At 64.8% G+C, this 23,056-nt stretch carries 17 protein-coding genes and 1 pseudogene; 14 read left to right on the forward strand and 4 right to left on the reverse strand.

Translation table 11 applies throughout. The annotated features are described in order from the left end of the window. Positions 1–47 precede the first annotated feature (47 nt). From P6U24_RS14240 to P6U24_RS14260, 5 genes are read left to right on the forward strand one after another with little or no spacing between them, the layout of a single operon-like run. Positions 48–1,205, forward strand: coding sequence for a C45 family autoproteolytic acyltransferase/hydolase (locus P6U24_RS14240; RefSeq protein ID WP_407159721.1), 1,158 nt, complete (start codon positions 48–50; stop codon positions 1,203–1,205). Further along, positions 1,205–2,770, forward strand: coding sequence for an ABC transporter substrate-binding protein (locus P6U24_RS14245; protein WP_407159722.1), 1,566 nt, complete (start codon positions 1,205–1,207; stop codon positions 2,768–2,770). The genes P6U24_RS14240 and P6U24_RS14245 overlap by 1 nt, the downstream gene beginning before the upstream one ends. A gap of 16 nt (positions 2,771–2,786) precedes the next feature. Continuing rightward, positions 2,787–3,731 (forward strand): ABC transporter permease, encoded by a 945-nt coding sequence (locus P6U24_RS14250; RefSeq protein WP_407159723.1) that lies wholly within the window; start codon positions 2,787–2,789, stop codon positions 3,729–3,731. After that, a complete protein-coding gene (locus tag P6U24_RS14255) occupies positions 3,728–4,540 on the forward strand; it encodes an ABC transporter permease (RefSeq protein WP_407159724.1) in 813 nt (270 codons plus the stop codon). The genes P6U24_RS14250 and P6U24_RS14255 overlap by 4 nt, the downstream gene beginning before the upstream one ends. After that, a complete protein-coding gene (locus tag P6U24_RS14260; protein WP_407159725.1) occupies positions 4,537–6,129 on the forward strand; it encodes a dipeptide ABC transporter ATP-binding protein in 1,593 nt (530 codons plus the stop codon). The genes P6U24_RS14255 and P6U24_RS14260 overlap by 4 nt, the downstream gene beginning before the upstream one ends. Before the next feature lie 167 nt (positions 6,130–6,296). Here P6U24_RS14260 and P6U24_RS14265 read toward each other — a convergent pair whose 3' ends face one another. Continuing rightward, positions 6,297–8,042, reverse strand: coding sequence for a methyl-accepting chemotaxis protein (locus P6U24_RS14265; RefSeq protein WP_407159726.1), 1,746 nt, complete (start codon positions 8,040–8,042; stop codon positions 6,297–6,299). A gap of 298 nt (positions 8,043–8,340) precedes the next feature. Here P6U24_RS14265 and P6U24_RS14270 point away from each other — a divergent pair, with 298 nt between their 5' ends. The 4 genes and pseudogenes from P6U24_RS14270 (at position 8,341) to P6U24_RS14285 (ending at position 14,899) form a co-directional block, all read left to right on the forward strand. Continuing rightward, positions 8,341–9,723, forward strand: a complete 1,383-nt coding sequence (locus P6U24_RS14270; RefSeq protein ID WP_407159727.1) for an ethanolamine ammonia-lyase subunit EutB — start codon at positions 8,341–8,343, stop codon at positions 9,721–9,723. 166 nt (positions 9,724–9,889) lie between these two features. Beyond that, on the forward strand, positions 9,890–11,476 hold the full coding sequence (locus P6U24_RS14275) for a B12-binding domain-containing radical SAM protein (RefSeq protein ID WP_407159728.1): 1,587 nt from the start codon (positions 9,890–9,892) through the stop codon (positions 11,474–11,476). Between the two features lie 58 nt (positions 11,477–11,534). Beyond that, positions 11,535–12,281 (forward strand): annotated as a pseudogene (gene eutC / locus P6U24_RS14280) (ethanolamine ammonia-lyase subunit EutC); the annotation flags it as partial. Between the two features lie 260 nt (positions 12,282–12,541). Beyond that, positions 12,542–14,899, forward strand: coding sequence for an efflux RND transporter permease subunit (locus tag P6U24_RS14285; protein ID WP_407159729.1), 2,358 nt, complete (start codon positions 12,542–12,544; stop codon positions 14,897–14,899). Positions 14,900–15,170: 271 nt separating this feature from the next. Here the strand turns inward: P6U24_RS14285 and P6U24_RS14290 are convergent, their stop codons facing one another. Continuing rightward, positions 15,171–15,668, reverse strand: a complete 498-nt coding sequence (locus P6U24_RS14290) for a hypothetical protein (RefSeq protein WP_407159730.1) — start codon at positions 15,666–15,668, stop codon at positions 15,171–15,173. 487 nt (positions 15,669–16,155) lie between these two features. Here P6U24_RS14290 and P6U24_RS14295 point away from each other — a divergent pair, with 487 nt between their 5' ends. From P6U24_RS14295 to P6U24_RS14315, 5 genes are all read left to right on the forward strand, one after another. Beyond that, positions 16,156–16,398 carry a hypothetical protein gene (locus P6U24_RS14295; RefSeq protein ID WP_407159731.1) on the forward strand — a complete coding sequence of 81 codons (243 nt, stop codon included), beginning with the start codon at positions 16,156–16,158 and terminating at the stop codon, positions 16,396–16,398. Positions 16,399–16,590: 192 nt separating this feature from the next. After that, on the forward strand, positions 16,591–17,469 hold the full coding sequence (hpnC, locus tag P6U24_RS14300; RefSeq protein WP_407159732.1) for a squalene synthase HpnC: 879 nt from the start codon (positions 16,591–16,593) through the stop codon (positions 17,467–17,469). Continuing rightward, positions 17,466–18,305, forward strand: a complete 840-nt coding sequence (gene hpnD, locus P6U24_RS14305; protein ID WP_407159733.1) for a presqualene diphosphate synthase HpnD — start codon at positions 17,466–17,468, stop codon at positions 18,303–18,305. The genes hpnC and hpnD overlap by 4 nt, the downstream gene beginning before the upstream one ends. Next, entirely contained in the window at positions 18,305–19,567 is a 1,263-nt protein-coding gene (gene hpnE / locus P6U24_RS14310) for a hydroxysqualene dehydroxylase HpnE (RefSeq protein ID WP_407159734.1), read from the forward strand. The genes hpnD and hpnE overlap by 1 nt, the downstream gene beginning before the upstream one ends. A gap of 366 nt (positions 19,568–19,933) precedes the next feature. Then, on the forward strand, positions 19,934–20,686 hold the full coding sequence (locus P6U24_RS14315) for a phosphorylase (protein ID WP_407159735.1): 753 nt from the start codon (positions 19,934–19,936) through the stop codon (positions 20,684–20,686). A gap of 112 nt (positions 20,687–20,798) precedes the next feature. On the opposite strand, the gene hpnH is transcribed toward P6U24_RS14315, so the two are convergent. Together hpnH and ispH are read right to left on the reverse strand one after the other, a co-directional pair. After that, on the reverse strand, positions 20,799–21,953 hold the full coding sequence (gene hpnH / locus P6U24_RS14320) for an adenosyl-hopene transferase HpnH (protein ID WP_407159736.1): 1,155 nt from the start codon (positions 21,951–21,953) through the stop codon (positions 20,799–20,801). A gap of 31 nt (positions 21,954–21,984) precedes the next feature. After that, entirely contained in the window at positions 21,985–22,911 is a 927-nt protein-coding gene (gene ispH, locus P6U24_RS14325; protein WP_407159737.1) for a 4-hydroxy-3-methylbut-2-enyl diphosphate reductase, read from the reverse strand. Between the last annotated feature and the right edge of the window lie 145 nt (positions 22,912–23,056).

A 23,056-nucleotide genomic window follows, 5' to 3' on the forward strand; every position in this document is an offset into this window, starting at 1 on the left:
CACAAAGTACATTACGCTCCGCCGAAACGCAAAAGGAACCTGAGTGCATGGTCGAGCCGTTTCCGCTGATCGAGATTTCCGGAGCTCCGTTCGAGCGCGGCGTGCAGTATGGCGAGAAGGCGGCGGGCCGCATCCGCAAGGGCACCTCGCATTATTTCGAGCAGTTGAAGGAGCTGTCGCTCGACAGCGCCGGCGTCGCCGCCTTGGTGCGCGATTATCTGCCGGTCATCGAAGCGTTCGAGCCGACCTATATCGAGGAGATGCGCGGCATCGCAAAGGGCTCGAACGTGCCGTTCGAGGACATCGTGCTGCTCAATGCACGCACCGAGATCTTGAAGCTGGCAAAGCCGGAAGTGCGGGCGCGCCTGAAAACGCCGGACGAGCCGGATGGCTGCACGGGCGTCGTGGTGCTGCCGAAGGCCGCCGGCACGGGGCGCCTGATCCACGCGCAGAACTGGGATTGGAAGCGCGAATGCGCCGAGACCGCCGTGGTGCTGAAGGTGCGCCGCGAAGACGGCCCTGATCTGATGACCTTCACCGAAGCGGGCGCGCTCGGCCGCTGCGGCTTCAACGCGGTCGGCATCGCCATCACCGCGAATTACCTGGAGTCGGACCGCGACTATCGGCAGATCGGCGCGCCGCTGGCCTTGATCCGCCGCAAGGTGCTGGAGAGCGAGCACATCGCGCTCGCCATGCGCTCGGTCTATTGCACGAAGAAATCCGCCGCCAACAACATGATCGTCAGCCAGGCCGGCGGCGTTGCGATCGATTTCGAATGCGCGCCCGACGAGACGTTTCAGGTGCATCCCGAGCGGGGGCTGCTGGTCCACGCCAATCATTTCCAGAGCCCGGTGGCGCTGAGCAAGCTCAAGGACACCGGCATCGCCAACACGCCGTGCAGCCTCTATCGCGACCTGCGCGTGCGCGAGCTGCTGGAGCCGCACATCGGCAGCATCACCTTCGATACCGTCAAGTCCGCGCTGTTCGATGATTACGCCAATCCCTGGTCGGTGTGCCGGCCGCCGCGCCGCAATCTCAGCAACAATCTCAGCGCTACGGTGGCGATGATACTGATGGAGCCGGCGAGCGGGGTGATGGAGGTGGCGCCGCTGCCGGCGCTGAACCGCCAGTTCACCACCTACAAGCTCGAACTGTCCGGCGCGGCGCAGGCGATGGCCGAGCGCGTCGTGGCGAGGGCGTCCTGATGCATCGCCGCCGGCCATCCCTGTTCACGGTGGCCGGGCTCGCGCTGGCCACGCTCGTCACCATGCCGACGAGCTCGGCGGCCGAGACCGTGCTGCGTGCGCGGCTCAATGCCGATATCCGCTCCACCGATCCCGGCACCAATCGCGACGCCAACACCGATGGCGTGATCGCGCATGTCGTGGAGGGCCTGGTCGCCTTCCGCGACGACACTTCGGTCGGGCCGATGCTCGCGGACAGCTGGACCGTCTCCGACGACGGCCGCATTTACACATTTGAGCTCAGGCAGGGCGTCAGATTCCACAACGGCGCCATCATGACGTCGGACGACGTGGTGTGGTCGCTCAAGCGCTGGCTCGATCCGGCGACGCAATGGCGCTGCCTCTCCGAATTCGGCCCGACCGGCATTGCTCGGATCGAGAAGATCGACGCGCCTGATCCCACAACGGTCGTGATCACGCTGGACCAGCCGAGCGCGCTGTTCCTGCCGACCCTGGCGCGCCCCGACTGCGGGCAGAGCGCAATCATCCATCGCGACTCCGTCGGTCCTGACGGCAAATGGATCGCGCCTGTTGGCACCGGGCCGTTCAAACTCGCCGAGTGGAAGCGCGGCCAATATGTCGATCTCGTCAAGTTCGAGGGTTATGTCTCGCGCAGCGAGCCGCGCACCGGCTATACCGGTGAGAAGAAAGTGCTGATCGACAAGGTCCGTTACAACGTGGTGCCCGACAGCGCCGCGGCGCGGGCAGGGCTGCTCTCTGGCTCGCTCGACGTGATCATGAGCCTGTCGATCCCCGATATGGACGAGCTGAAGTCGCAGCCGGATGCCCAGCTCTCGGTCACGCCGGCGCTCGGCCTGACCGGCATCCTGTTCCAGACCCGCGACCCGCTGCTCAAGGACGTGCGCATCCGCCGCGCCATTGCGCTGTCGCTCGACACCGCGCAGATCGTCGACGCTGTCATGGAGGGGACGGCAAAGCCGAACAATTCGGCGCTGCCAATTGGCAGCCCGTTCTACGGTGCGGTCGAGGCCAAGGGGTATCAGCAAAATCTGGACGAGGCGAAGAAGCTGCTGGCGGAGGCCGGCTATCACGGCCAGTCGATCAAGATGATCACCAACAAGCGCTACGCTTACGTGTTCGACTCCGCCGTGCTGGCTCAGGAGATGGCGCGCGCCTCCGGCATCAATATCGAGCTCGAGGTGCTCGACTGGGCTGCGCAGCTCGACCGCTACAACAGAGGCGACTATCAGGCGATGTCGTTCGTCTATTCGGCCCGGCTTGATCCGTCGCTCAGCTTCGAGATGCTGATGGGCCCGAAGGACAAGCAGCCGCGCAAGGTGTGGGACAATCCGGAGGCGCAGCAGATGCTGCAGCAATCGATGCAGATCAGCGACACCGCCAAGCGCCAGGCGCTGTTCGACGAGATGCATCGCCGCTTCATCGCCGACGTGCCAATGGTGGCATTGTTCAACGGCGCGGAGCTGGTCGGCTTGCGCAAGAGCATCAAGGGCTATGCCGGCTGGCTCTATCCGGAGGCGCGGTTCTGGGGCGTGAGCCTGCAGTAGATAGCGGAGGACGGCCATGCTCGGCTATCTCGCACGGCGGCTGCTCACGATTATCCCGACGCTGTTTCTGGTGGCGGTTGCCGTGTTCGCGCTGGTGCGCCTCATTCCCGGCGATCCCGTACAGGTGATGCTTGGTGATGCCGCCGATCCCGCGCAGGCCGACCAGATGCGGCAGCAGCTCGGGCTCGACAAGCCGATCCCGGTGCAGTTCCTTTACTGGCTCGAGCAACTCGCCTCCGGCGATCTCGGCCGCTCCATCACCAACAATCTGCCGGTGCTGCCGCTGATCCTGGAGCGCTTCCAAGTCAGCGCCGTCATCGTGCTGGTCGCGGTCGCGCTCGCCGCCTGCATTGCCGTGCCGGCCGGCTTGATCGCCGCCTGGCGGCAGAACAGCCTGCTTGATCTCGCCGTGGTCGGCAGCGCGACGCTGCTGCTGTCGATCCCGAGCTTCTGGCTCGGCCTGTTGCTGCTGCTGTTCTTCGGGCTCAAGCTGAAGTGGCTGCCTGTCATCGGCTACGTGCCGTTCTCGGAAAGCTTCTCGCAGGCCGCCTGGTTCATGGTGCTGCCGGTCGTCACGCTGGTCATGGTCGAAGTCGGCGTGCTGACGCGGATGGCGCGCGCGGCCTCGATCGAGGTGCTGCGGCTGGAATATGTGACGCATGCGCGCGCCAAGGGCGTGCCGGAATGGCGGGTGCTGGCGCGGCACGTGCTGCCGAATGCATTCGCGCCGACCTGGACCCTGATCGGGCTCACGCTCGGCCATCTGCTTGGCGGCATCGCCGTGATCGAGACCGTGTTTACGCTGCCCGGGCTCGGCCGGTTGCTGGTCGATTCGATCTTCGCCCGCGACTATCCGGTGGTGCAGGGCTGCTTGCTGTTCATCGCGTTCATCTATGTCATCGTCAATCTGATCGTCGATCTCTGCTATCCGCTGTTCGATCCAAGGGTGGCGCTGTCGTGAGGATCCGCCTCAACACATTGATCGGCGGCGCCCTCATTGCGCTCCTTGCCGGCACTGCCGTCACCGCGGCGTTCTGGACGCCGTTCGATCCCTTGCGCACCTCGTTACGCGAGCGGCTGAAGCCGCCATCGGCGCTGCACTGGCTTGGCACCGACGAATTCGGCCGCGATGTGCTGAGCCGGATCATGGCCGGCGCCACCACCAGCGTGATCGTCGCGCTGATCACGGTGATACTCGCCGTCACGGTAGGCGTCGTAGTCGGCGGCATCAGCGGCTATCGCCGCGGCTGGACCGACCGCATCATCATGGCGTTCACCGACGCGCTGCTCGCTTTTCCCGGCATCCTGCTGGCGCTCGGCGTAATGATCGTGGTCGGCGCCAGCAGATTCGGCATCGTGCTCGCGCTCGGGCTCGCCTACATGCCCTCGGTCGCGCGCGTCGTGCGCGGCACGGTGCTGTCGATCCGCGAAAGGGAATATATCGAGGCCTCGCGCGTGATGGGCAATTCCGAGCTTCATACGCTCGCGCGCCACGTGCTGCCGAACGCGATCGCGCCGGTCGCAGTGCTCGCCACCTCCATGTTCGGCTGGGTGCTGCTTGCCGAGAGTGCGCTGAGCTTCTTAGGGTTGGGCGTGCCGCCGCCGGCGCCGACCTGGGGCAATATGCTTGCCGCCAGCCGCTCCTACATGGAGAACGCGTCCTGGCTTGGCATCGCGCCGGGCCTGTGCATTGCGCTGACCTTGCTCGGCATCAATCTGCTCGGCGATGCCTTGCGCGACCGCCTTGATCCGCGGATGGCGCAGACGTGAACGTGCCGCTGCTCAAGCTCGACCGTCTGCGCATCGCGGCCGCCAGCGGCGCTGTTGTCGTCGACGATGTCTCCTACCAGATCGGTCGGGGCGAGTTTCTCGCCGTGGTCGGTGAATCCGGAAGCGGCAAGACGGCGGCGGCGCGTGCGTTGCTCGGCCTGCTGCCGCCGGGACTGACGCGCGTCGGCGGAACGCTGCTGTTCGACGGCGAGGATCTTGCGAAGGCTTCGCCGCGGCAGATGCGGAAGCTGCGCGGCCCCGCCATCGGCATGGTGTTCCAGGAGCCGATGGTCTCGCTCAATCCGGCGATCCGCATCGGCGCGCAGATGGCCGAAGGGCTCGCGCTGCATGAGAGGCTGTCGCGAAGCGAGGTACGCCGCCGCTGCATCGACATGCTGGCGCGCGTGCAGATCCGCGATCCCGAGCACACGTTCGATGCCTATCCGCACGAGTTCTCCGGCGGCATGCGCCAGCGCATCATGCTGGCCTCGGTCATGCTGTTGCGCCCGAAACTCCTGATCGCGGACGAGCCAACCACGGCGCTCGACACGCTGACGCAGCGCGAGGTGCTCGATTTGATGGTCGAGCTGGCGCGTGATCACGATACCGCGGTCATGCTGATCACCCACAATCTCGGCCTCGTCGCGCGCTACGCGCAGCGCGCCGTGGTACTGCGCCAGGGCCGGGTGGTGGAGGAGGGGAGCGCGCGGCAGATCCTTTCGGCCCCGCGCGAGGCCTACACGAAGCAATTGGTCGAGGCGCTGCCGCGCCGGGCCGCGCGCGCGACATCGTCCACATCGAGAGAAGCGCTGATCAGCGTGCGCGGATTGCGTATCGAATTCCAGGGCCGACAGGGCCTGTTGCGGCGCGCGCCGGCAACGCCCGCGGTCGACGGTGTCGATCTCGACATCGCGACGGGGGAGACTGTTGCGGTGGTTGGCGGTAGCGGCTCGGGCAAGACCACGCTTGGGCGCGCCATGCTGCGGCTGTTGCCGGTCGCGGGCGGTGCGATCCGCTTCCGCGGCAAGGACGTCACCGCGACGATCGACCGCGACTTTCGCCTGGCCTCGCAACTCGTCTTTCAAGATCCGTATTCGTCGCTCGATCCACGCATGCGGGTCGGTGAGATCGTCGCCGAGCCGCTGCGCCATCTGCCGGAGCTGACACAAGCGCAGCGCACTGAGCGGGTCGAGGCGATGCTCAGCGAGGTTGGCCTATCGGGCTTCGCGCAGCGCTGGCCGCATGAGTTGTCCGGTGGCCAGCGTCAGCGCATCGCCATTGCGCGCGCCATCGTCCGCCATCCCGCTTTCGTCGTTGCCGATGAGCCGGTCTCGGCGCTCGACATGACGATCCAGGCGCAGGTGCTCAAATTGTTCGAGCGGCTGCAGGCGCAATATGGCTTTGCTTGCCTGTTCATCAGCCACGATCTCGCCGCCGTCGAGCAGGTCGCCGACCGCGTCATCGTGATGCAGAGCGGGCGTATCGTCGAGCAGGGCAGCCGCGACGACATCTTCGACCGCCCGCAGCACGACTACACCAAGGCGCTGCTGGCCGCTGCGCCGGTGCTGGATTTTGCAAGTGAGGGATAGCGGCCCTTCAGAGGCGGGTCCTGCCGCTTCAAAATCAAGTGTCATGCCCGCGCAGGCGGGCATCCAGTATTCCAGAGGCGCTCGTCGTCGATCGAGAGGCCGCGGCGTACTGGATCGTCCGCCTTCGCGGACGATGACAGTTGTCGTGTAGGAACGCGCGCCGCAAGCTATCCCGCCTTGGCTAGCCTGTCTCCCTGTGGACCGCTGCGCAAATTCTGGAAGAACTTCTCCACTTCATGCGCCAGCGTCTGGGCGGTGGTGCTGAGATCGCCGGAGGCCGATAGCACGGAGGCGGCGGCGGTCGAGGTCTCGCCGATCGCATCGCGCAGCGAGCTGATATTGCTGACCAGCGTCTGGTTGCCTTGCGCGGTCGATTGCGCGTTGACCGAGATCTCGCGCGTGGCGGCGTCCTGCTGGCTGATCGCGTTCGCGATCGCGCCGGTGATCTCGTTGATGCCGCGGACCGCGTTGCCGATTTCGCGCACGGCGTCGACTGCGGTCTTGGTCGAGGCCTGGATCAGGCCGACATTCTGTCCGATCTCCTCGGTGGCTTTCGCGGTCTGACCGGCCAGCGCCTTCACCTCATGGGCAACCACGGCAAAGCCGCGGCCGGCGTCGCCCGCGCGCGCCGCCTCGATGGTCGCGTTGAGTGCCAGGAGGTTGGTCTGCTCGGCGATGGTCTGGATCAAGGTCAACACGCCATCGATGCGCTGGGTGGCGGCGGCGAGCCCCTCGATCTCGGCGATCGAGCGCTCCGTGCGCAGGCCGGTCTGCTCGACAGCGCCAGCCGACTGGCGGATCTGGCGGCCGATCTCCTCGACTGAGGCCGACAGCTCCTCTGCGGCACTGGCGACTGCAGAAACGTTGCTGGAAGCCTGGGCGGTGGCACCACTGGCGGCGATCGCGCGCTGGCCTGCATCCGCCGTCAGCCGGTTGATGGTTTCCGCGGTGATGCGCATTGCCGAAGCGTTCTCGGTCACCGTCTGCATGACGGAGCCGATGGCCTGACGGAATTGCTCGACCGCCGTCTCGATGTGGCGGGCACGCGCATCACGGATCTTCGAGTCCTCGGCGACCTGAGAGGAGAGCTCGCGGTTATGGGCCATCGCCTCCTGGAACACGCAGATCGCACGTGCGAGCTCGCCGATGTCGTCGTTGCGCGTGGCATGCGGCACCGCGACGTCTTCGGCACCGGCGGCGACCTTGCGGATGATTGTCGTGATCAGCGATAGCGGCCGCGCGACCTGGCGGGAGATGATGACGACGCCGATGGCGACGAACAGCAGGGCCAAGCCGCCGAGGCCGGTCAGCACCAGCGACAGGCGGCGATTGGTTTCGGTCTCCGCTGCGATGCGGCGGCCGCGCTCGAGATAGACCTTCGAAAGCTCATCGAGATCCTTGTTCAAGGCCGAGCGGACCGAGCGGTTGGCGTCGTTATCTCCCCATTCGCGTCCGGCGGCGAGGCTGATTTCGTAGGCGCGGCGCACCAGCTCCTTGCGAAATTCGACGAATTGCTCGATGCGCTTCTTGAAGACCGCGAACTGTTCGGCATCGTCGGCCTGGACGATGGCCTGCCATTTGTCGACGATGCCAAGGATCTGATCGTTGAACTTCAGCAATCCATCGCCGAATTTCTTCGCCGCGGCGAGATCGCTCGACATGTAGACGCCGCGCGACTCCATCACTACGGCGTAGACCAGCGAGTTGACCCGCTGCACGTTGAGCGCGGCGAGGTTGGCGGTCTCGATCTCGTGGGTCAGCTCCGCGGCCCGCCGCGAATTATAGTCCGACAGCCATGTGATGGCCGCGGTCAGCGCGGCAAACAGCGCGAAAATGGCATAGAGCTTGATCGCGAGCGAATTGCGCGGCGCGATCGCATGCGACGACGTGCTGGGTGCGGGCCTTTCAGCCATAGGGGCTCCTTCATCCGAAGCCAACCGAACTCGGCTCTTCTAACGTTATGCGAATGCTTGATGGAGAAAGCGTTAAGCGGCGGGGCTCCCTACCATGCCACCGTTTGGCACTTTTTATTTAAATGTCAGATACTTGCGCGGGACTGACGGGGCGCCCGCTGAGACCCATTGGTCTTACGGATCAGCCGATGGACGCGAATGGAGCCCTGCACCAAGCCGTCGCGCGACGGTCGCTCCAAGATGCTAGGGTTCATGTCTCAATCGGCGCCAATGGCGGCGCGCACGGGTGCTTTCGGCCATGGTCTATCGTCACGTCATCGACTCCACCGTCCACGTCTTCGATGATCTGCGCGACCTGCTCGCCAAGGCGACGCCGCCGCGCTCGGGCGACCAGCTCGCAGGCATCGCCGCCGAAAGCGCCGAGCAGATGATTGCGGCGCGGATGGCGCTCGCGGACCTGCCGCTGGTGCAATTCCTCCAGGAGCAGGTGATCCCTTACGAGGACGACGAGGTGACCCGGCTGATCGTCGACACTCACGATGCGGCCGCGTTTTCCCCGGTCGCTTCGCTCACCGTCGGCGGCTTCCGCGATTTCCTGCTGTCGGATGCTGCGACACCAGACGCGCTGGCGCGGCTGTCGTCGGGCATCGCGCCGGAAATGGCCGCCGCGGTCTCCAAGCTGATGCGCAACCAGGATTTGATCCTGGCGGCGAAGAAGTGCCAGGTGAGGACAGCGTTCCGGGACACGATCGGCCTGCCGGGCCGGATGAGCGTGCGGCTGCAGCCGAACCATCCGTTCGACGACGCCAAGGGCATCACCGCCTCGATCCTCGACGGCCTGTTGCTCGGCTCCGGCGATGCCTGCATCGGCATCAATCCGGCCAGCGATGATCCGGCCGTGATCGGCGGCCTGTTGCGGCTGCTCGACGAGATCATCGCCCGCGGTGCGATTCCGACTCAGGCCTGCGTGCTCACCCATGTCACCACAACGCTGCAACTGATCGGCCAGGGCTATCCGGTCGATCTGGTCTTCCAGTCGATCGCCGGCACTGAGGCCGCGAACAAGAGCTTCGGAATTAACCTCGGTATCCTGCGGGAGGCGCTCGATGCCGGCCGCGCGCTGAAGCGGGGCAGCGTTGGTGACAATCTGATGTATTTCGAGACCGGGCAGGGCTCGGCGCTCTCGGCCGGCGCCCATCACGGCGTCGATCAGCAGACCTGCGAGGCGCGCGCCTATGCGGTGGCGCGCGCGTTTCAGCCGCTGCTGGTCAACAGCGTCGTCGGCTTCATCGGCCCCGAATATCTCTATGACGGAAAGCAGATAATCCGCGCCGGGCTGGAGGATCATTTCTGCGGCAAGCTGCTGGGCCTGCCGCTCGGCGTGGACATCTGCTACACCAATCACGCCGAGGCCGACCAGGACGACATGGACGTGCTGCTGACCTTGCTGGCGACAGCCGGCGTTGCCTTCATCATGGGGGTACCGGGCGCCGACGACGTGATGCTGAACTACCAGTCGACCTCGTTTCACGACGCACTCTATGTCCGCGACCTGCTCGGCCTGCGGCGGGCGCCGGAGTTCGAGGACTGGCTCGCGCGCACCGGCCTTGTCGATGCGGCGCATCGCCTGGCCGCCGGTCCCGGCGCGCTGCCGGATTTCGCCGCAGGTCTGATCGCCTGAACGATCACGCCTTGCGGTCGGCCAAGTCTGCCGCTCTCGAAAAGAGCGACGATGCTGGCACGTCGGCAGAGGAGAGGAACTGCCGACCTTTGCATAAGTTCTAGCGCGCCGCCGGGCGCCGGATTATGCTTGCGATGGTGCAGGATCGTGTTGCCAGGGACGATCGATGAGATTTGATGGCATCGAGACGGTACGTCGCATTCTCTGCGTGTTTCCGCGTTACACGTCTTCGTTTGGTACGTTCGAATACGCCTATCCGCTGACCGACGGGGTGCAGGCGTTCATGCCGCCGCAGGGCTTGCTGCTGATCGCGGCCTATCTGCCCAAGCAATGGCAGGTGCGCTTCATCGACGAGAACATCCGCCCCGCAACCAAGGACGATTTCACCTGGGCGGAGGCCGTGTTCGTCAGCGGCATGCACATCCAGCGCCAGCAGATGAACGACATCTGCCGCCGAGCGCATGAATACGACCTGCCGGTCGCGATCGGCGGTCCCTCCGTCAGCGCCTGCCCGGACTATTATCCTGATTTCGACTATCTGCATGTCGGCGAACTCGGCGACGCCACCGACGAACTGATCATGCGCCTGGCGCACGACGTCTCGCGTCCCGCGCAGCAGGTCTTGCTCACGACCAAAGATCGAGTCGCGATGACCGACTTTCCGGTCCCGGCCTATGAGCTTGCCGAGATCAAAAAATATTTTCTCGGCAGCATCCAGTATTCCAGCGGCTGTCCGTATCAGTGCGAATTTTGCGACATTCCCGGCCTCTATGGCCGCAATCCGCGCATCAAGGACCCGCAGCAGATCATCGCTGAACTCGACAAGCTCCGGGAGTGTGGTGTCGTCGGATCGGTCTATTTCGTCGACGACAATTTCATCGGCAACCGCAAGGCGACGCTGGAGCTGCTGCCGCATCTGATCGCGTGGCAGAAGCGCACCGGCTATACGATGCGGCTCGCCTGCGAGGCGACGCTCAACATCGCAAAGCGGCCGGAAATCCTGGAGAAGATGAAGGAGGCTTACTTCATCACCATCTTCTGCGGCATCGAGACGCCCGATCCCGACGCGCTCACGGCCATGCACAAGGACCACAACATGATGGTCCCGATCCTCGAGGGGGTGCGGACCATCAACAGCTACGGCATGGAGGTGGTGTCCGGCATCATCATGGGGCTCGACACCGACAAGCCGAACACGGCGGACGCGCTGCTGCAGTTCATCGATGAGTCCCAGATCCCGCTGCTCACGATCAATTTGCTGCAGGCTCTGCCGAAGACGCCACTATGGGACCGGCTCGAGCGGGAAGGGCGGCTGGTGCTCGACGAATCCCGCGATTCGAACGTCAAATTCCTGATGCCCTATGACGAGGTGATGCAGTCCTGGCGGCACTGCATGGAGCAGGCCTACCAGCCGGACAAGGTGTACGCGCGCTTTCAGTACCAATGCGACAATACCTATGTGAACCGCCTCAAGGTGCCGATCAGCGACGAGATGAAGACCTGGCCCAACATCAAGCGCGGGCTGGTGATGATCGCGAAGATCATCTGGAAGATCGGCGTGCTCGGCGACTACAGGCGGCCATTCTGGCGCTTTGCTCTCGGTCAGCTCAGGCGCGGCGAGATCGAGAATTTCATCGCGGTGGCGACGATCGCGCATCATCTGATCACATTCGCGCGCGCCTGCACCAGCGGCCGCCAGAACGCCTCGAACTACTCGATCCGGCTGCGGGAGGCCTCCGTCCCTGCCGAATGATGTGCCCGTGACGCAGCCGGTCCAGACAACGCGGTCCATCGATCCGGCGTCCAGCGCGGTGGATGCGGGTCGCCCGGTCTCGCCAGCCGATCTGCGCGCCCTGACGCCGGCCCGCGTGGCCTTGGGGCGCGCCGGCGCCAGCTTGCCGACGCGGTCGTTGCTCGATTTCACGCTCGACCATGCCCGCGCCCGCGACGCAGTGCATGCGCCGTTCGACGCGCAAGCGATCGCGGCCGAGGTCGCACGGCTGGGCCTTGGCGTGCTGCATGCCCAAAGCCAGGCGAGGAGTCGCAGGGACTATCTGAGCCGCCCCGATCTCGGACGCAGGCTTGATCCCGCATGCGCGGCGCGTCTGGCAGAGATGGCGGGAGCAGGCCGGGATGTCGTGGTCGTGATCGGTGACGGGCTGTCGTCGAAGGCGGTGCACGCCCACGCGGTTGCAGTGCTGGCGCATCTCGCGCCGCGATTCGATGTCGCCGGTATCAAAGTCGGTCCGGTGGTGGTCGCGTCGGGCGCGCGGGTCGCGCTCGGTGACGAGATCGGCGCCAGTCTCGGCGCCCGCATGGTCGTCGTGCTGATCGGCGAGCGCCCCGGCCTGTCGGCGCCTGACAGCCTTGGGGCCTATCTGACCTTCGCCCCCCGAATCGGCCGCACCGATGCCGAGCGCAATTGCGTCTCCAACATCCATCGCGCCGGGCTCAGCCATGACGAGGCAGCCGCCAAGATCGCCTGGCTCGCCAGGGAAGGGCTGGCCCGCAGAATTACTGGCGTCGCCCTGAAGGACGAGAGCGATGGAGCGACGCCGCCATTTCGCACCGGGAGAGCGTGGCAAAAGCGTGACGTGACCGGAAATAGTGCGACATCGCCTGTTTGTGTGAAGTCGTGCGCTTGCGAGCCGCAAGGCGGATTGCTAAACGATCCCGGCAATTTTCCGTATGTTTTCAAAGGTTAGCACTTGGCTGCGGGCCTCGATGCGGTCGGTCCTCGTTCGCTGAGCGGCCCCATTTGTGCCCTAGACGCTCGCTCCCTAGATTGAGCCGATCCTTACAAGGAACTGGACAGGGCATGCTCGAAGTCAGGCACGACAATGAAGTCCATGTCGAGAAGGTCGAGGAACGGCCGACCGGCAGCATTGCTTTCGGACTGGAGCGGCTCGGCCTGATCGCCGTCAAGACGCCGATCATCTCCTGCATCATCCTGCTGGCGCTGATCGTTGCCGCCGTGTTCGGCATCCAACGCATCCAGATCGACGACTCGCTGTCCCAGCTGTTCCGCTCCGACACCAAGGAATTCCATCAATACGAAGAGGTCACGAAGAAATTCCCGGCCGAGGAGTTCGACGTGCTCGTTGTGGTCGAGGGCAAGAACCTGCTGGCCCGCGACAATCTGGAGAAGCTGCGCGACTTCGTCACCGATCTGCAACTGGTCGATGGCACGCGCGGCCTGGTCTCGCTGTTCTCGGCCCGGCAGGCTCCGGCGCCGGGCAAGCTGCCGGCGGCGCTGTTCCCCTCCGAGCTGCCTCAAGGTGAGGCGTACGATCGGTTCATCCAGACCGTCAAATCCAACGAGATCATTCGCGGCAAGCTGCTGTCGGAGGACGGCACGCTCGCGCTGATCGTCCTGTCGCTGGAGCCGAAGGTCGTCGCCAGCAACGATCTCAGCAAGACGGTCGGCGAGATCAGAAAGCTCATGGCGGAGGATCTCGGCGACACCGGACTGAACGTGCAGCTCTCCGGCGTGCCGGTGATGCAGCTCGAGATCCGCAACGCGGTCGAGCGCGACGGTCTGACCTACAACATTCTCGGCATCGTCGCCGGCTGCATCATCGCCATCATCTTCTTCCGCAAGGTCTCCTTCATGATCGTAGCGGCCTTCCCGCCGCTCATCGCGATCTTGCTGGCGCTGGGTGCGCTCGGCTGGGCGAACTTCAACCTCAACATGTTCCTGAACGTGATGACGCCGCTCATCATGGTCATCAGCTTCTCGGACTCGATGCAGCTCACCTTCGCGGCGCGAGACCGCCTGATCGCGGGACAGGACAAATACACCGCCTTCAAGAATGCGGTGCTGGTGGTCGGGCCGGCCTGCGTGCTGACCCACGGCACCGCCGGCATTTCCTTCATCGCGCTGCAGTTCTCCAACTCCGACCTGATCCGCAAATTCGGCGAGGCGGGACTGGCCGCGACCATTATCGCGCTTGTCGCGGTGCTGTCGCTGGTCCCGGTGTTCGGCGTGCTCTTGGTGCGCAACGAGAAGGTGTTCGCGGTCAAGTTCCAGAGCGCGGATGCCGGCGTGCAGGCGCTGCGCAATTTCTGCTACTGGATCGCGGTGCGTATGGTGGGCCGTCCGGGCCTGTTCAGCCTGATCGCGGTGCTGTTCGTCGGCTCGCTCGGCGTGATCTATGCCAATCTCGAGCCGCGCTATCGGCTGGCCGACCAGGTGCCGGACAAGCAGCAGGCGGTGGCGGCCAGCGACCGGCTCGACGCCAAGCTGACCGGCGCCAACCCGGTCAATGTGCTGATCCAATTCCCCAAGGGCGCCTCGCTCTATGATCCGCAGACGCTGCAAACCATCGCCCAGGTGCACGCGATGGTCGAGAAGAGCGCGGGTGTCGGCAATGTCTGGTCGTTGGAAACGCTGCGGCGCTGGCTCGCCGAGAAGGCCGGTTCTTCCGATGTCGCGACCCTGAAGGAATATGTCGACCTGATCCCCGAGCATCTGGTGCGGCGCTTCATCGACAAGGAGCAGGACGCGGTGGTGGTCGCCGGCCGCGTGCCCGACCTCGATTCCAGCCAGCTACTGCCGGTGGTCGACAAGCTCGACCACGAGCTCGACACGGTGAGGAAGGCGCATCCGGGCTACGAGATCGCGGTGACCGGCCTTGCCGCGATCGCCGCGCGCAACTCCGCCAGCATGATCGAGAAGCTCAACCGAGGCCTCACGGTCGAATTCGCGCTGGTGGCGATGTTCATCGGGCTCGCCTTCCGCTCCTGGGTGGTGATGCTCGCCTGCATCCTGCCGGGCATCTTCCCGGTTGTGATGTCCGGCACCTTGCTGTGGGCGATGGGGGAGGGGCTGCAATTTGCCAGCGTCGTTGCGCTCACCGTCTCGTTCGGGCTCGGGCTGTCCGCCACCATCCACTTCCTGAACCGGCTGCGGCTGGAGAGTGCGCCAAATGTCAGCGCCGCCGTCGCGGTCGAGCGCGCCACCGTGCTGGTCGGACCGGCGCTGATCCTGACCACGGTGGTGCTGGCCTGCGGCCTGGTCGTGACCGTGTTCTCCGACCTGCCGTCGCTGCGGCTGTTCGGTTGGCTCAGCGCGTTCTCGATGGTGGCGGCGCTGGTCGCGGATCTCTTCATCCTGAGGCCGACCGCGATGTTCCTGATCAACATCGCGCAGAAGCTGGGGCGGAAGGCGATTTAAAAGCCTGTACGACCATGCCCAAATAGTGCGTCATCGACGGTGCGCTCCCTCTCCCGCTTGCGGGGGAGGGCTGGGGAGGGGGCGCGGCGTAATCCGGCGTCCGAGAAGCCCCCACCCGCCAAACGCTTCGCGTTTGGCGACCTCCCCCGCAAGCGGGAGAGGTGCACCGATGTTGTCGCACCAGCGCTCGACCAAACAACCGGACAAAAACAAACGGCCCTGACGATGTCAGAGCCGTTGTACATTCAATCAAACCAAAAGCACGAAAACGTCAGGTCTTCGTCATCGTGATGTTGACGCCGCGGATCTCGCCCTTCGAGGAGATCTGCACGACCTGCTTGTTGCCGTTGGTGCGCAGGTTGATGCTGGCCGCAAAGCCGGCGGCCTGCACGAACACGTCGATCTGGCCCCCGCCGGCGGTGCCCTGCAGCTCGCCGTTCACATTGCGGCTCGCTTCGCTCCAATTGCCGGAGATCCGGTCGCCCTGGCTGGTCACGTCGCTCGACAGGAGGAATTTGTAGCTGTCGCTGGCGCATTGCAGGCTCTGCTTCAGGTTCACGCCCGCGACCTTGTAGCTCGCCTTGCAGCGGATCCGTTCGGTGGTGCCGTCGGAGAGCGCGACCGTGCCGGTGCCGGACCACGAGCCGTCGAAGCCGGCGAAGGGTCCGCCGGACTGGGCATAGCTTGCGGAGAGCGACAGCAGCAGCGCTGCACCGAAGGAGGCGGCCTTGATGGCGTGTCCAGGGAGGCTTGAGCCGAGCAGTTTCATATCGAGTTTCCCATCCAAAATGACGCTTTTCTGCAAGACACGTCGCGCCGCATCGAAGGTTTAGTGTCCTTGCAGTATGTGAGGTTCAAATGACAGGCTGATCGCATGTCGCGACAATCGGGCGTCATCAAGGACGAGCCGTCGGATCACCTTACTGCTGCCGGACGGTGCCGCTGCGCGCCTGAGGCGCAACCAGCCGGCTGGCCCGGAACCGCCGCATCTAACGTTTTGGCGCGGCAGCCTTGCAACAGCCAAATGCGAAAAGCGCGCGTCATAAAATAAGGTCCTAGTATCAAAGCCTTGTTTATGCCAAATGAACGGCTCCCCGAGCGGGCTCTGCGCGGGGATTCATTGGGCGCAAATCTGGCCGCATTTGGCAGCGTTAGTGGCGCTGGGGGGCTTGCGGCTCTTGCAAACCAACTGGTCTTTCCCGGACGGGTGCTGGTGATCCGGGAGGTCTCCTCCGCTGTCAAAATGAAGGAACACGATGCGTAAGATTTTCCTGGCAATTGCCCTCATGTCGCTTTCTACCGCTGCGTTCGCCCAGCAGGCTCCCGTCGCCGGGCGCAGCGGCACCGCCGAAGAACAGGCTGCCTGCACGCGTGACGTGGAGAAGCATTGCCGCGCGGTGATGGATCAGGGCGACTTCACCGTTCTGGCCTGCCTGAAGGAGAACCGCGCCAAGATCAGCAAGGGCTGCGATCAGGTTCTCAAGAACCACAACCAGTAAGAAACATCCCACCACTCGCGGTGGTTAATGGCCGCTGACGTCCACCGGGACGCCAGCGGTTCGTTGTTACCCCACATAGCATTGGTTTTGGCCGCGTCTTCGCCTATATGGAATCGGACATTCCCTTTGCGCGGAGCAAAGGGGCGGGCATTTGTGAGCCGTAGCGCCCTCAACCTGATAGCTGTTTCTTCCATGACCACCGCGAGCGATTTGCGATCCGGCAAGACACACCGGGACGAGAACTTTCCGGTGGCGTCGTTCCTCATTTCGCCGCGGCACCGCGCGCTGATCCTCGCCTTCTACAATTTCGTGCGCACTGCGGATGATATCGCCGATCATCCCGAGCTCGATCCCGCCGAGAAGCTGCGCCTGCTCGACCTGCTCGAGGCCGAACTGCTCGGCAAGGGCGAAACGCAGGATGTCGCCGTCGCGCTGCGCCGCGCCTTCGCCGAACGCGCGATGCCGCCGCGCCACGCGCTCGACCTCCTGACCGCCTTCCGTATGGACGTCGAGAAGCTGCGCTATGAGAATTGGGACGAGCTCATTCATTACTGCCGCTATTCGGCCATGCCGGTCGGCCGCTTCATGCTCGACGTGCACGGCGAGAGCACATCGACCTGGCCGGCGTCGGATGCGATCTGCGCGGGCCTGCAGATCAACAATCACCTGCAGGATTGCGGCAAGGACTATCGTGCGCTGAACCGCGTGTACCTGCCGCGCGATGCGCTGGCCGAAAGCGGCGCCAGCGTCGAGATGCTGGGCGAGGCGAAGTCGCCGGCACCGCTGCTCGCCTGCCTGCACAAGCTCGCGGCGCGCAACGCCGCATTGCTGGAGGAGGGGCGCAGTCTGAACAGCGGGGTGAAGGATTTCCGCCTCGGGCTCGAGATCGCCGTGATCCAGGCTTTCGCGGACCGCATCGTCCGCTTGTTGCAGGAGCGTGATCCCTTGAGCGAACGCGTGCATCTCAGTCCGCTCGAACTGCTCGGCCACAGTCTGGGCGCGCTGGCCGGTGAGACCGGCCGCCGCGCGGTCGGCCGTCATCCCGCGTCCAGATCGGCGGCAGGCGCATGACGCTGGAGGCGACCGCGGAAACCACCGATTACGGCACGGCTGCGTCAGGCAGCTCGTTCTATGCCGCCATGCGCATCCTGCCGCGCGCCCAGCGCGACGCGATGTTCTTGATCTACAGCTTCTGCCGGCAAGTCGACGATATCGCCGATTCCGACGGGCCGCGCGAGGAGCGCTTGGCAGCGCTGCAGCAGTGGCGCGACGACATCAACGCGCTCTATGAAGGCCATCCACCGCCGCGGCTGCGCGACTATGCGGCAACGGTGAAGCGGTTTGGATTGAAGCGCGAGGATTTCCAGGCCGTCATCGACGGCATGGAGATGGACGTACCACAGAACATCCGCGCGCCCGATCTCGCCACGCTCGATCTCTATTGCGACCGTGTCGCCAGCGCCGTCGGCCGCCTATCGGTGCGGGTGTTCGGCATGCCGGAGGAAGATGGCGTCCTGCTCGCCTATCATCTCGGCCGTGCGCTGCAGCTGACCAACATCCTGCGCGACGTCGACGAGGACGCCGGTCTCGGCCGTCTCTATCTGCCGCGCGAGTCGCTGCTGCTGGCCGGCATCACCGGCGACGATCCGGCCAAGGTGATCAACGATCGCAATCTGCCGAAGGTCTGCGCGGCGCTCGCAACGCGCGCCAAGGCGCATTTCGAGAAGTCCGACGAGATCATGAAGCGCAACCGGCGACGCGCCGTGCGCGCGCCGCGGATCATGTCGAAATACTATCGCGCCGTTCTCGAGCTGCTGCTGGCGCGCGGCTTCGCCCCGCCGCGCGAGCCCGTGCGCGTGGGCAAGTACACCAAGCTCGGCATCATTCTCCGTTACGCTTTCATCTGATGGCAAAAACTGCGCACATTATTGGTGCCGGCATCTCCGGTCTTTCCGCAGGCGTGCGGCTGGCCAATGCCGGTTATCTCGTGCATGTGCACGAGGCGACCCAGCAGGTTGGCGGCCGCTGCCGCTCCTATTTCGACGCCGCGACCAATCTCACCATCGACAACGGCAACCATCTGTTGCTCTCGGCCAATCATCACGCGCTGTCTTACGCGCGCTCGATCGGCTCGGAGGCAGGACTCGTGGGCCCGGAGCGGGCGCAATTCGCGTTCGTCGACATCTCGACCGGCCGGCGGTGGCTGCTCGACCTCGGCGACAGCCGCCTTCCGCTATGGGTGCTCGATGAAAGCCGCCGGGTGCCGGACACGCGGCTGACGGATTATCTCGCGCTGTCGCCGCTGATCTGGGCGAGCACGGCGAAGACAGTCGGGGACAGCATTCGCTGCAAGGGCACGCTATATGATCGCCTTGTGCAGCCGCTGCTGCTGGCGGCGCTGAACTGCGATCCGCCGGAGGGCTCGGCCGGTCTCGCCGGCGCCATCGTACGCGAGACCTTGCTCGCCGGCGGCCAGGCCTGCCGGCCGCTGATTGCACGCGACGGCCTGAGCGCCGTGCTGATCGATCCCGCAATCAGGCTCCTGGAGGGGAAGGGCGGCAGCGTCCAGATCGGCCGCGAGCTGCGCGAGATCGCGAGCGACGGCGGCCGCGCCACGGCGCTGAAATTCGGCGGCGACGACGTCGTGACGCTCGGGCCCGACGATGTGGTGGTGTTGGCGGTGCCGCCGCGCTCGGCGGCCGCGCTGCTGCCTGGGCTCAAGGTTCCGACCAAGTTCCGCGCCATCGTCAATGCGCATTTCCGCATCGATCCATCGCGTGACCTGCCGCCGCTGATGGGGGTGGTCGGCGGGCTCGTCGAATGGCTGTTCGCCTTCCCGCAGCGGCTGTCGGTGACGATCAGCAATGGCGATCGCCTGGTCGACATGCCGCGCGAGGAACTCGCGACCGCGATCTGGCGCGACGTCTGCAAGGCCGCCGGGCTTCCCGCCGAGCAGGAGGCAGAGTTGCCGCCCTGGCAGATCGTCCGCGAGCGCCGGGCCACCTTCGAGGCGACGCCGGAGCAGCATGCGCTGCGTCCGGGGCCGAAGACCGCCTTCCGCAACCTGGCTCTCGCCGGCGATTGGACCGACACCGGCCTGCCGGCAACGATCGAGGGATCGGTGCGCTCCGGCGACCGCGCCGCGGATCTCCTCCTGGCCGCCCGGTAAGATCGTCCATCTGAAAGCCGCAACGCCGAATATCGGCCGCCGTGTCTTGCCGAATCGTGCGCGTCGGACGACGGTGTGATTCGCCTGTTCCGTTGATCGGGACTCGGCACGCGCCTTGCTTTGCCAGGCTGCGCGTGAAAGGGGTGGATGGCTCGTTTGTTTCCAGTCGCGTGTAGTACCGAATGGCAACACCAGGCAAAAAACGCAGTGACACCAGTGTGCTAAGGCCGCAACGGGGTTTCTCCGGGTATTTTGTGTGCGTTATTGTGGCTACCGTTAAGTTCTGTCCATCTGAGCGTCGGCGCGGGTTGAGAACTTGGGAACTACTGACAGCAGGGTGTTAGGGGTCTGATTGTGAAGGTGGGCATGTGGGACGAGACGTCCGCGGATCGCCCCATTGATCCGCGGCCGGTTTTGGTCGTGACTGGTTTGGTGCAAGAGGCCCGCATTGCGGCCGGGCCCGGTATGATGGTCATCTGCAGCTCGAGCGATCCGCAGCAATTGCGGGCTCTGCTGACTGTTTTCGATCCGAGCTCGATTCGCGGCGTGATCAGCTTCGGCGTGGCCGGCGGTCTCGATCCCAGCCTGAAAGCGGGCGACATCGTGGTGGCGACCGAAGTTACCGCCGGCGACGCCCGCTGGCTGGCTGGCCTGTCACTGAGCGAGGACCACATCGCCCGGGCGGCCATTGGCGGACGCCGGGTGGTCCGCGGCGTGCTCGCCGGCGCCGAGGAGGTGGTAGTCGCGCAGGCCCGCAAGGCCGCGCTGCACATGCGGACGGGCGCGGCCGCAGTCGACATGGAAAGCCATATCGCCGCCGCCTACGCCGCCGAATACGGGCTGCCCTTCGCGGCGCTGCGCGTCATCTCCGATCCGGCGCACCGCACGCTGCCATCGCTCGCCAAGGATGCGATCAAGCCCAACGGCGACATCGATCTGCCGATGATCCTGCGCGGCGTGGCTCGTAATCCGCGAGTCTTGCGCGGCCTCGTCTCGACCGGGATCGAGTTCAACCGTGCCTTGCGCTCGCTGCGCGGCTGCCGCGACTACCTGCTGAGCAGCCTGCTCGGTGCCGAGGCCCTGCTGGAGAGCGACGATCTGGTCGTGGCTGAGGCGTAAGCTTCGGCGCCTGTCAGTCCGGCTGCGTGCCGCACGAGTTCCGCCTCTGCTTCAAAGCAAAAGGGCCGCCGGTCAAGCCGGCGGCCCTTTTTAGCTGGTGCTGCTGCACCGCTTATGCGGCGGTGGAGGCCTTCTGTTGCGCGGCCTTCTCGGCAGCTTCGTCCTTGCGGATCTCGGAGAGGCGCTTCTGCACCTCTGACGAGAACACATATTGGGCCGGGCGCTGCTTGGAGAGATCGATTTCCGGCGCCATCGGGCCCGACGTCTTGACGCCGCGCATACCGACCCACATCGCCTTCAGCGGATTGGTAAAGGCAGCCTCAGCGGCCGTGGCCTCGTAGCCGCAATGCGCCATGCAGTTGGCGCACTTCTCATACTTGCCGGTGCCGTAGGAGTTCCAATCGGTGGTCTCCATCAGCTCCTTGAAGGTCTTAGCGTAGCCTTCGCCGAGCAGGTAGCAGGGCTTCTGCCAGCCGAAGATGTTGCGGGCAGGCATGCCCCAGGGCGTGCACTCGAACTCCTGATTGCCGGCTAGGAAGTCGAGGAACAGGCTGGAATGCATGAAGTTCCACTTCTTGCCCTTGCCGCGCGCGAACACGTCACGGAACAGCTGCTTGGTCTTGGTCCGGTTGAGGAAGTGCTCCTGGTCCGGCGCGCGCTCATAGGCGTAGCCCGGCGACATGGTGACGCCGACGCCGAGCTCGGTGGTGAAGTCGAGGAACTTCGCAATCTCCTCGGCCGGATGGTTGTCGAAGATGGTCGCGTTGACGTTGACGGTGAAACCGCGCGCCTTTGCCGCTTTGATCGCCGACACGGCGCGGTCGAACACGCCCTTCTGCGACACGGCGTGATCGTGATGCTCGCGCAGGCCGTCCAGATGCACCGAGAAGAACAGGTAGGGCGAGGGCTCGAACAGGTCGAGCTTCTTCTCGAGCAGCAATGCGTTGGTGCAGAGCGAGACGAACTTCTTGCGGGCGACCAGGCCGCGTACGATCTCGCCGATCTCCTTGTGGATCAGGGGCTCGCCGCCCGGGATCGCGACCATCGGCGCGCCGCATTCGTCGGCGGCGTCCCAGCATTCCTGGGCCGACATGCGGCGGTTCAGGATGGCGTCGGGATAATCGATCTTGCCGCAGCCGGCGCAGGCGAGGTTGCAGCGGAACAGCGGCTCCAGCATCAGCACCAGCGGATAGCGTTTCCGGCCGAGAAGCTTCTGCTTCATCAGATAGGCCCCGATACGCATTTCCTTGAAGAAGGGGATTGCCATTACATGTCTTCTTTCTGGACCAAACAGAGGATCAGCCTGCGACCAGCTCGGCCGGCAGGCGAAATTCGATGTTTTCTTCCCGCCCCGGAATCACCGAGACCGTCATCGGTCCGATGCGCCGCAGGGCTTCGATAACGTCGTCGACCAGGACTTCGGGAGCTGAGGCGCCGGCGGTGATGCCAACGGCCTTGGCCTCCTTCAGCCATTCTGGATTGAGCTCGCTGCCATCAGCGATCAGATAGCTTGCGACCCCGGCCTCGGTGCCGATCTCGCGCAATCTGTTCGAGTTGGAGCTGTTGGCGGCGCCGACCACCAGGATGACGTCCACCAGCTTACTTAGGTCCCTTACCGCAGATTGGCGGTTCTGTGTCGCATAGCAGATATCCCGGATGTCCGGACCTTGAATGTCTGTAAACCGCCTTTGGAGGGCGGCGATGATGTCCTTGGTATCGTCCACGCTCAGCGTGGTCTGGGTAATATAGGCCATCGGGGCGTCCGCCGGGTGAGGCAGCGCGGCCACATCGGCGACATTTTGAACGAGGTAAACGGGGCCGGGAACCTGGCCCATGGTCCCCTCGACCTCAGGGTGGCCGGCATGGCCGATCAGTATCAAAGTACGGCCCTTGGCCATGTAGCGCTTGCCCTGGTTGTGGACCTTGGTCACCAGGGGGCAGGTGGCGTTAAGCACCGGCAGGCCGCGGACGGCTGCTTCCTCCTCGACCGTGCGGGGCACGCCATGGGCGCTGAACACGGTGACGGCCAGCGGCGGCACCTCCGAGAGGTCCTCGACGAAGATCGCGCCTTTCGCCTTCAGGCTCTCCACCACGTATTTGTTGTGCACGATCTCATGGCGCACATAGACGGGCGGGCCGTATTTCTCCAAGGCGCGCTCCACGATCTCGATCGCGCGCACCACGCCGGCACAGAAGCCGCGCGGTTGCGCGAGATAGACCTGCATCGGACGTCCGTCAGCCACGTTACCTCACTCTCATCCATTGCGTCCGCGCGCCCGGACACGTGATCTTCCGGACTTGCAATATCTGCACCATGCAAGGCATCCGGTTCCGCCCCCTTATGCACATGGAGGTGCAGGGCTTTGTGTC

Origin of the sequence: Bradyrhizobium sp. STM 3557 (genome assembly GCF_045571465.1) — a bacterium.
Lineage (GTDB): Bacteria > Pseudomonadota > Alphaproteobacteria > Rhizobiales > Xanthobacteraceae > Bradyrhizobium.

Bases quoted from the DNA above. Each gene is read 5' to 3' on its own strand.
- P6U24_RS14315 (WP_407159735.1), top strand. From the start codon at position 19,934: ATGTGGGACGAGACGTCCGCGGATCGCCCCATTGATCCGCGGCCGGTT.
- hpnD (WP_407159733.1), top strand. From the start codon at position 17,466: ATGACGCTGGAGGCGACCGCGGAAACCACCGATTACGGCACGGCTGCG.
- P6U24_RS14285 (WP_407159729.1), top strand. From the start codon at position 12,542: ATGCTCGAAGTCAGGCACGACAATGAAGTCCATGTCGAGAAGGTCGAG.
- hpnC (WP_407159732.1), top strand. From the start codon at position 16,591: ATGACCACCGCGAGCGATTTGCGATCCGGCAAGACACACCGGGACGAG.
- hpnH (WP_407159736.1), bottom strand. From the start codon at position 21,953: ATGGCAATCCCCTTCTTCAAGGAAATGCGTATCGGGGCCTATCTGATG.
- P6U24_RS14295 (WP_407159731.1), top strand. From the start codon at position 16,156: ATGCGTAAGATTTTCCTGGCAATTGCCCTCATGTCGCTTTCTACCGCT.
- P6U24_RS14270 (WP_407159727.1), top strand. From the start codon at position 8,341: ATGGTCTATCGTCACGTCATCGACTCCACCGTCCACGTCTTCGATGAT.
- P6U24_RS14240 (WP_407159721.1), top strand. From the start codon at position 48: ATGGTCGAGCCGTTTCCGCTGATCGAGATTTCCGGAGCTCCGTTCGAG.
- P6U24_RS14275 (WP_407159728.1), top strand. From the start codon at position 9,890: ATGAGATTTGATGGCATCGAGACGGTACGTCGCATTCTCTGCGTGTTT.
- P6U24_RS14290 (WP_407159730.1), bottom strand. From the start codon at position 15,668: ATGAAACTGCTCGGCTCAAGCCTCCCTGGACACGCCATCAAGGCCGCC.
- P6U24_RS14250 (WP_407159723.1), top strand. From the start codon at position 2,787: ATGCTCGGCTATCTCGCACGGCGGCTGCTCACGATTATCCCGACGCTG.
- hpnE (WP_407159734.1), top strand. From the start codon at position 18,305: ATGGCAAAAACTGCGCACATTATTGGTGCCGGCATCTCCGGTCTTTCC.
- P6U24_RS14265 (WP_407159726.1), bottom strand. From the start codon at position 8,042: ATGGCTGAAAGGCCCGCACCCAGCACGTCGTCGCATGCGATCGCGCCG.
- ispH (WP_407159737.1), bottom strand. From the start codon at position 22,911: ATGCAGGTCTATCTCGCGCAACCGCGCGGCTTCTGTGCCGGCGTGGTG.
- P6U24_RS14245 (WP_407159722.1), top strand. From the start codon at position 1,205: ATGCATCGCCGCCGGCCATCCCTGTTCACGGTGGCCGGGCTCGCGCTG.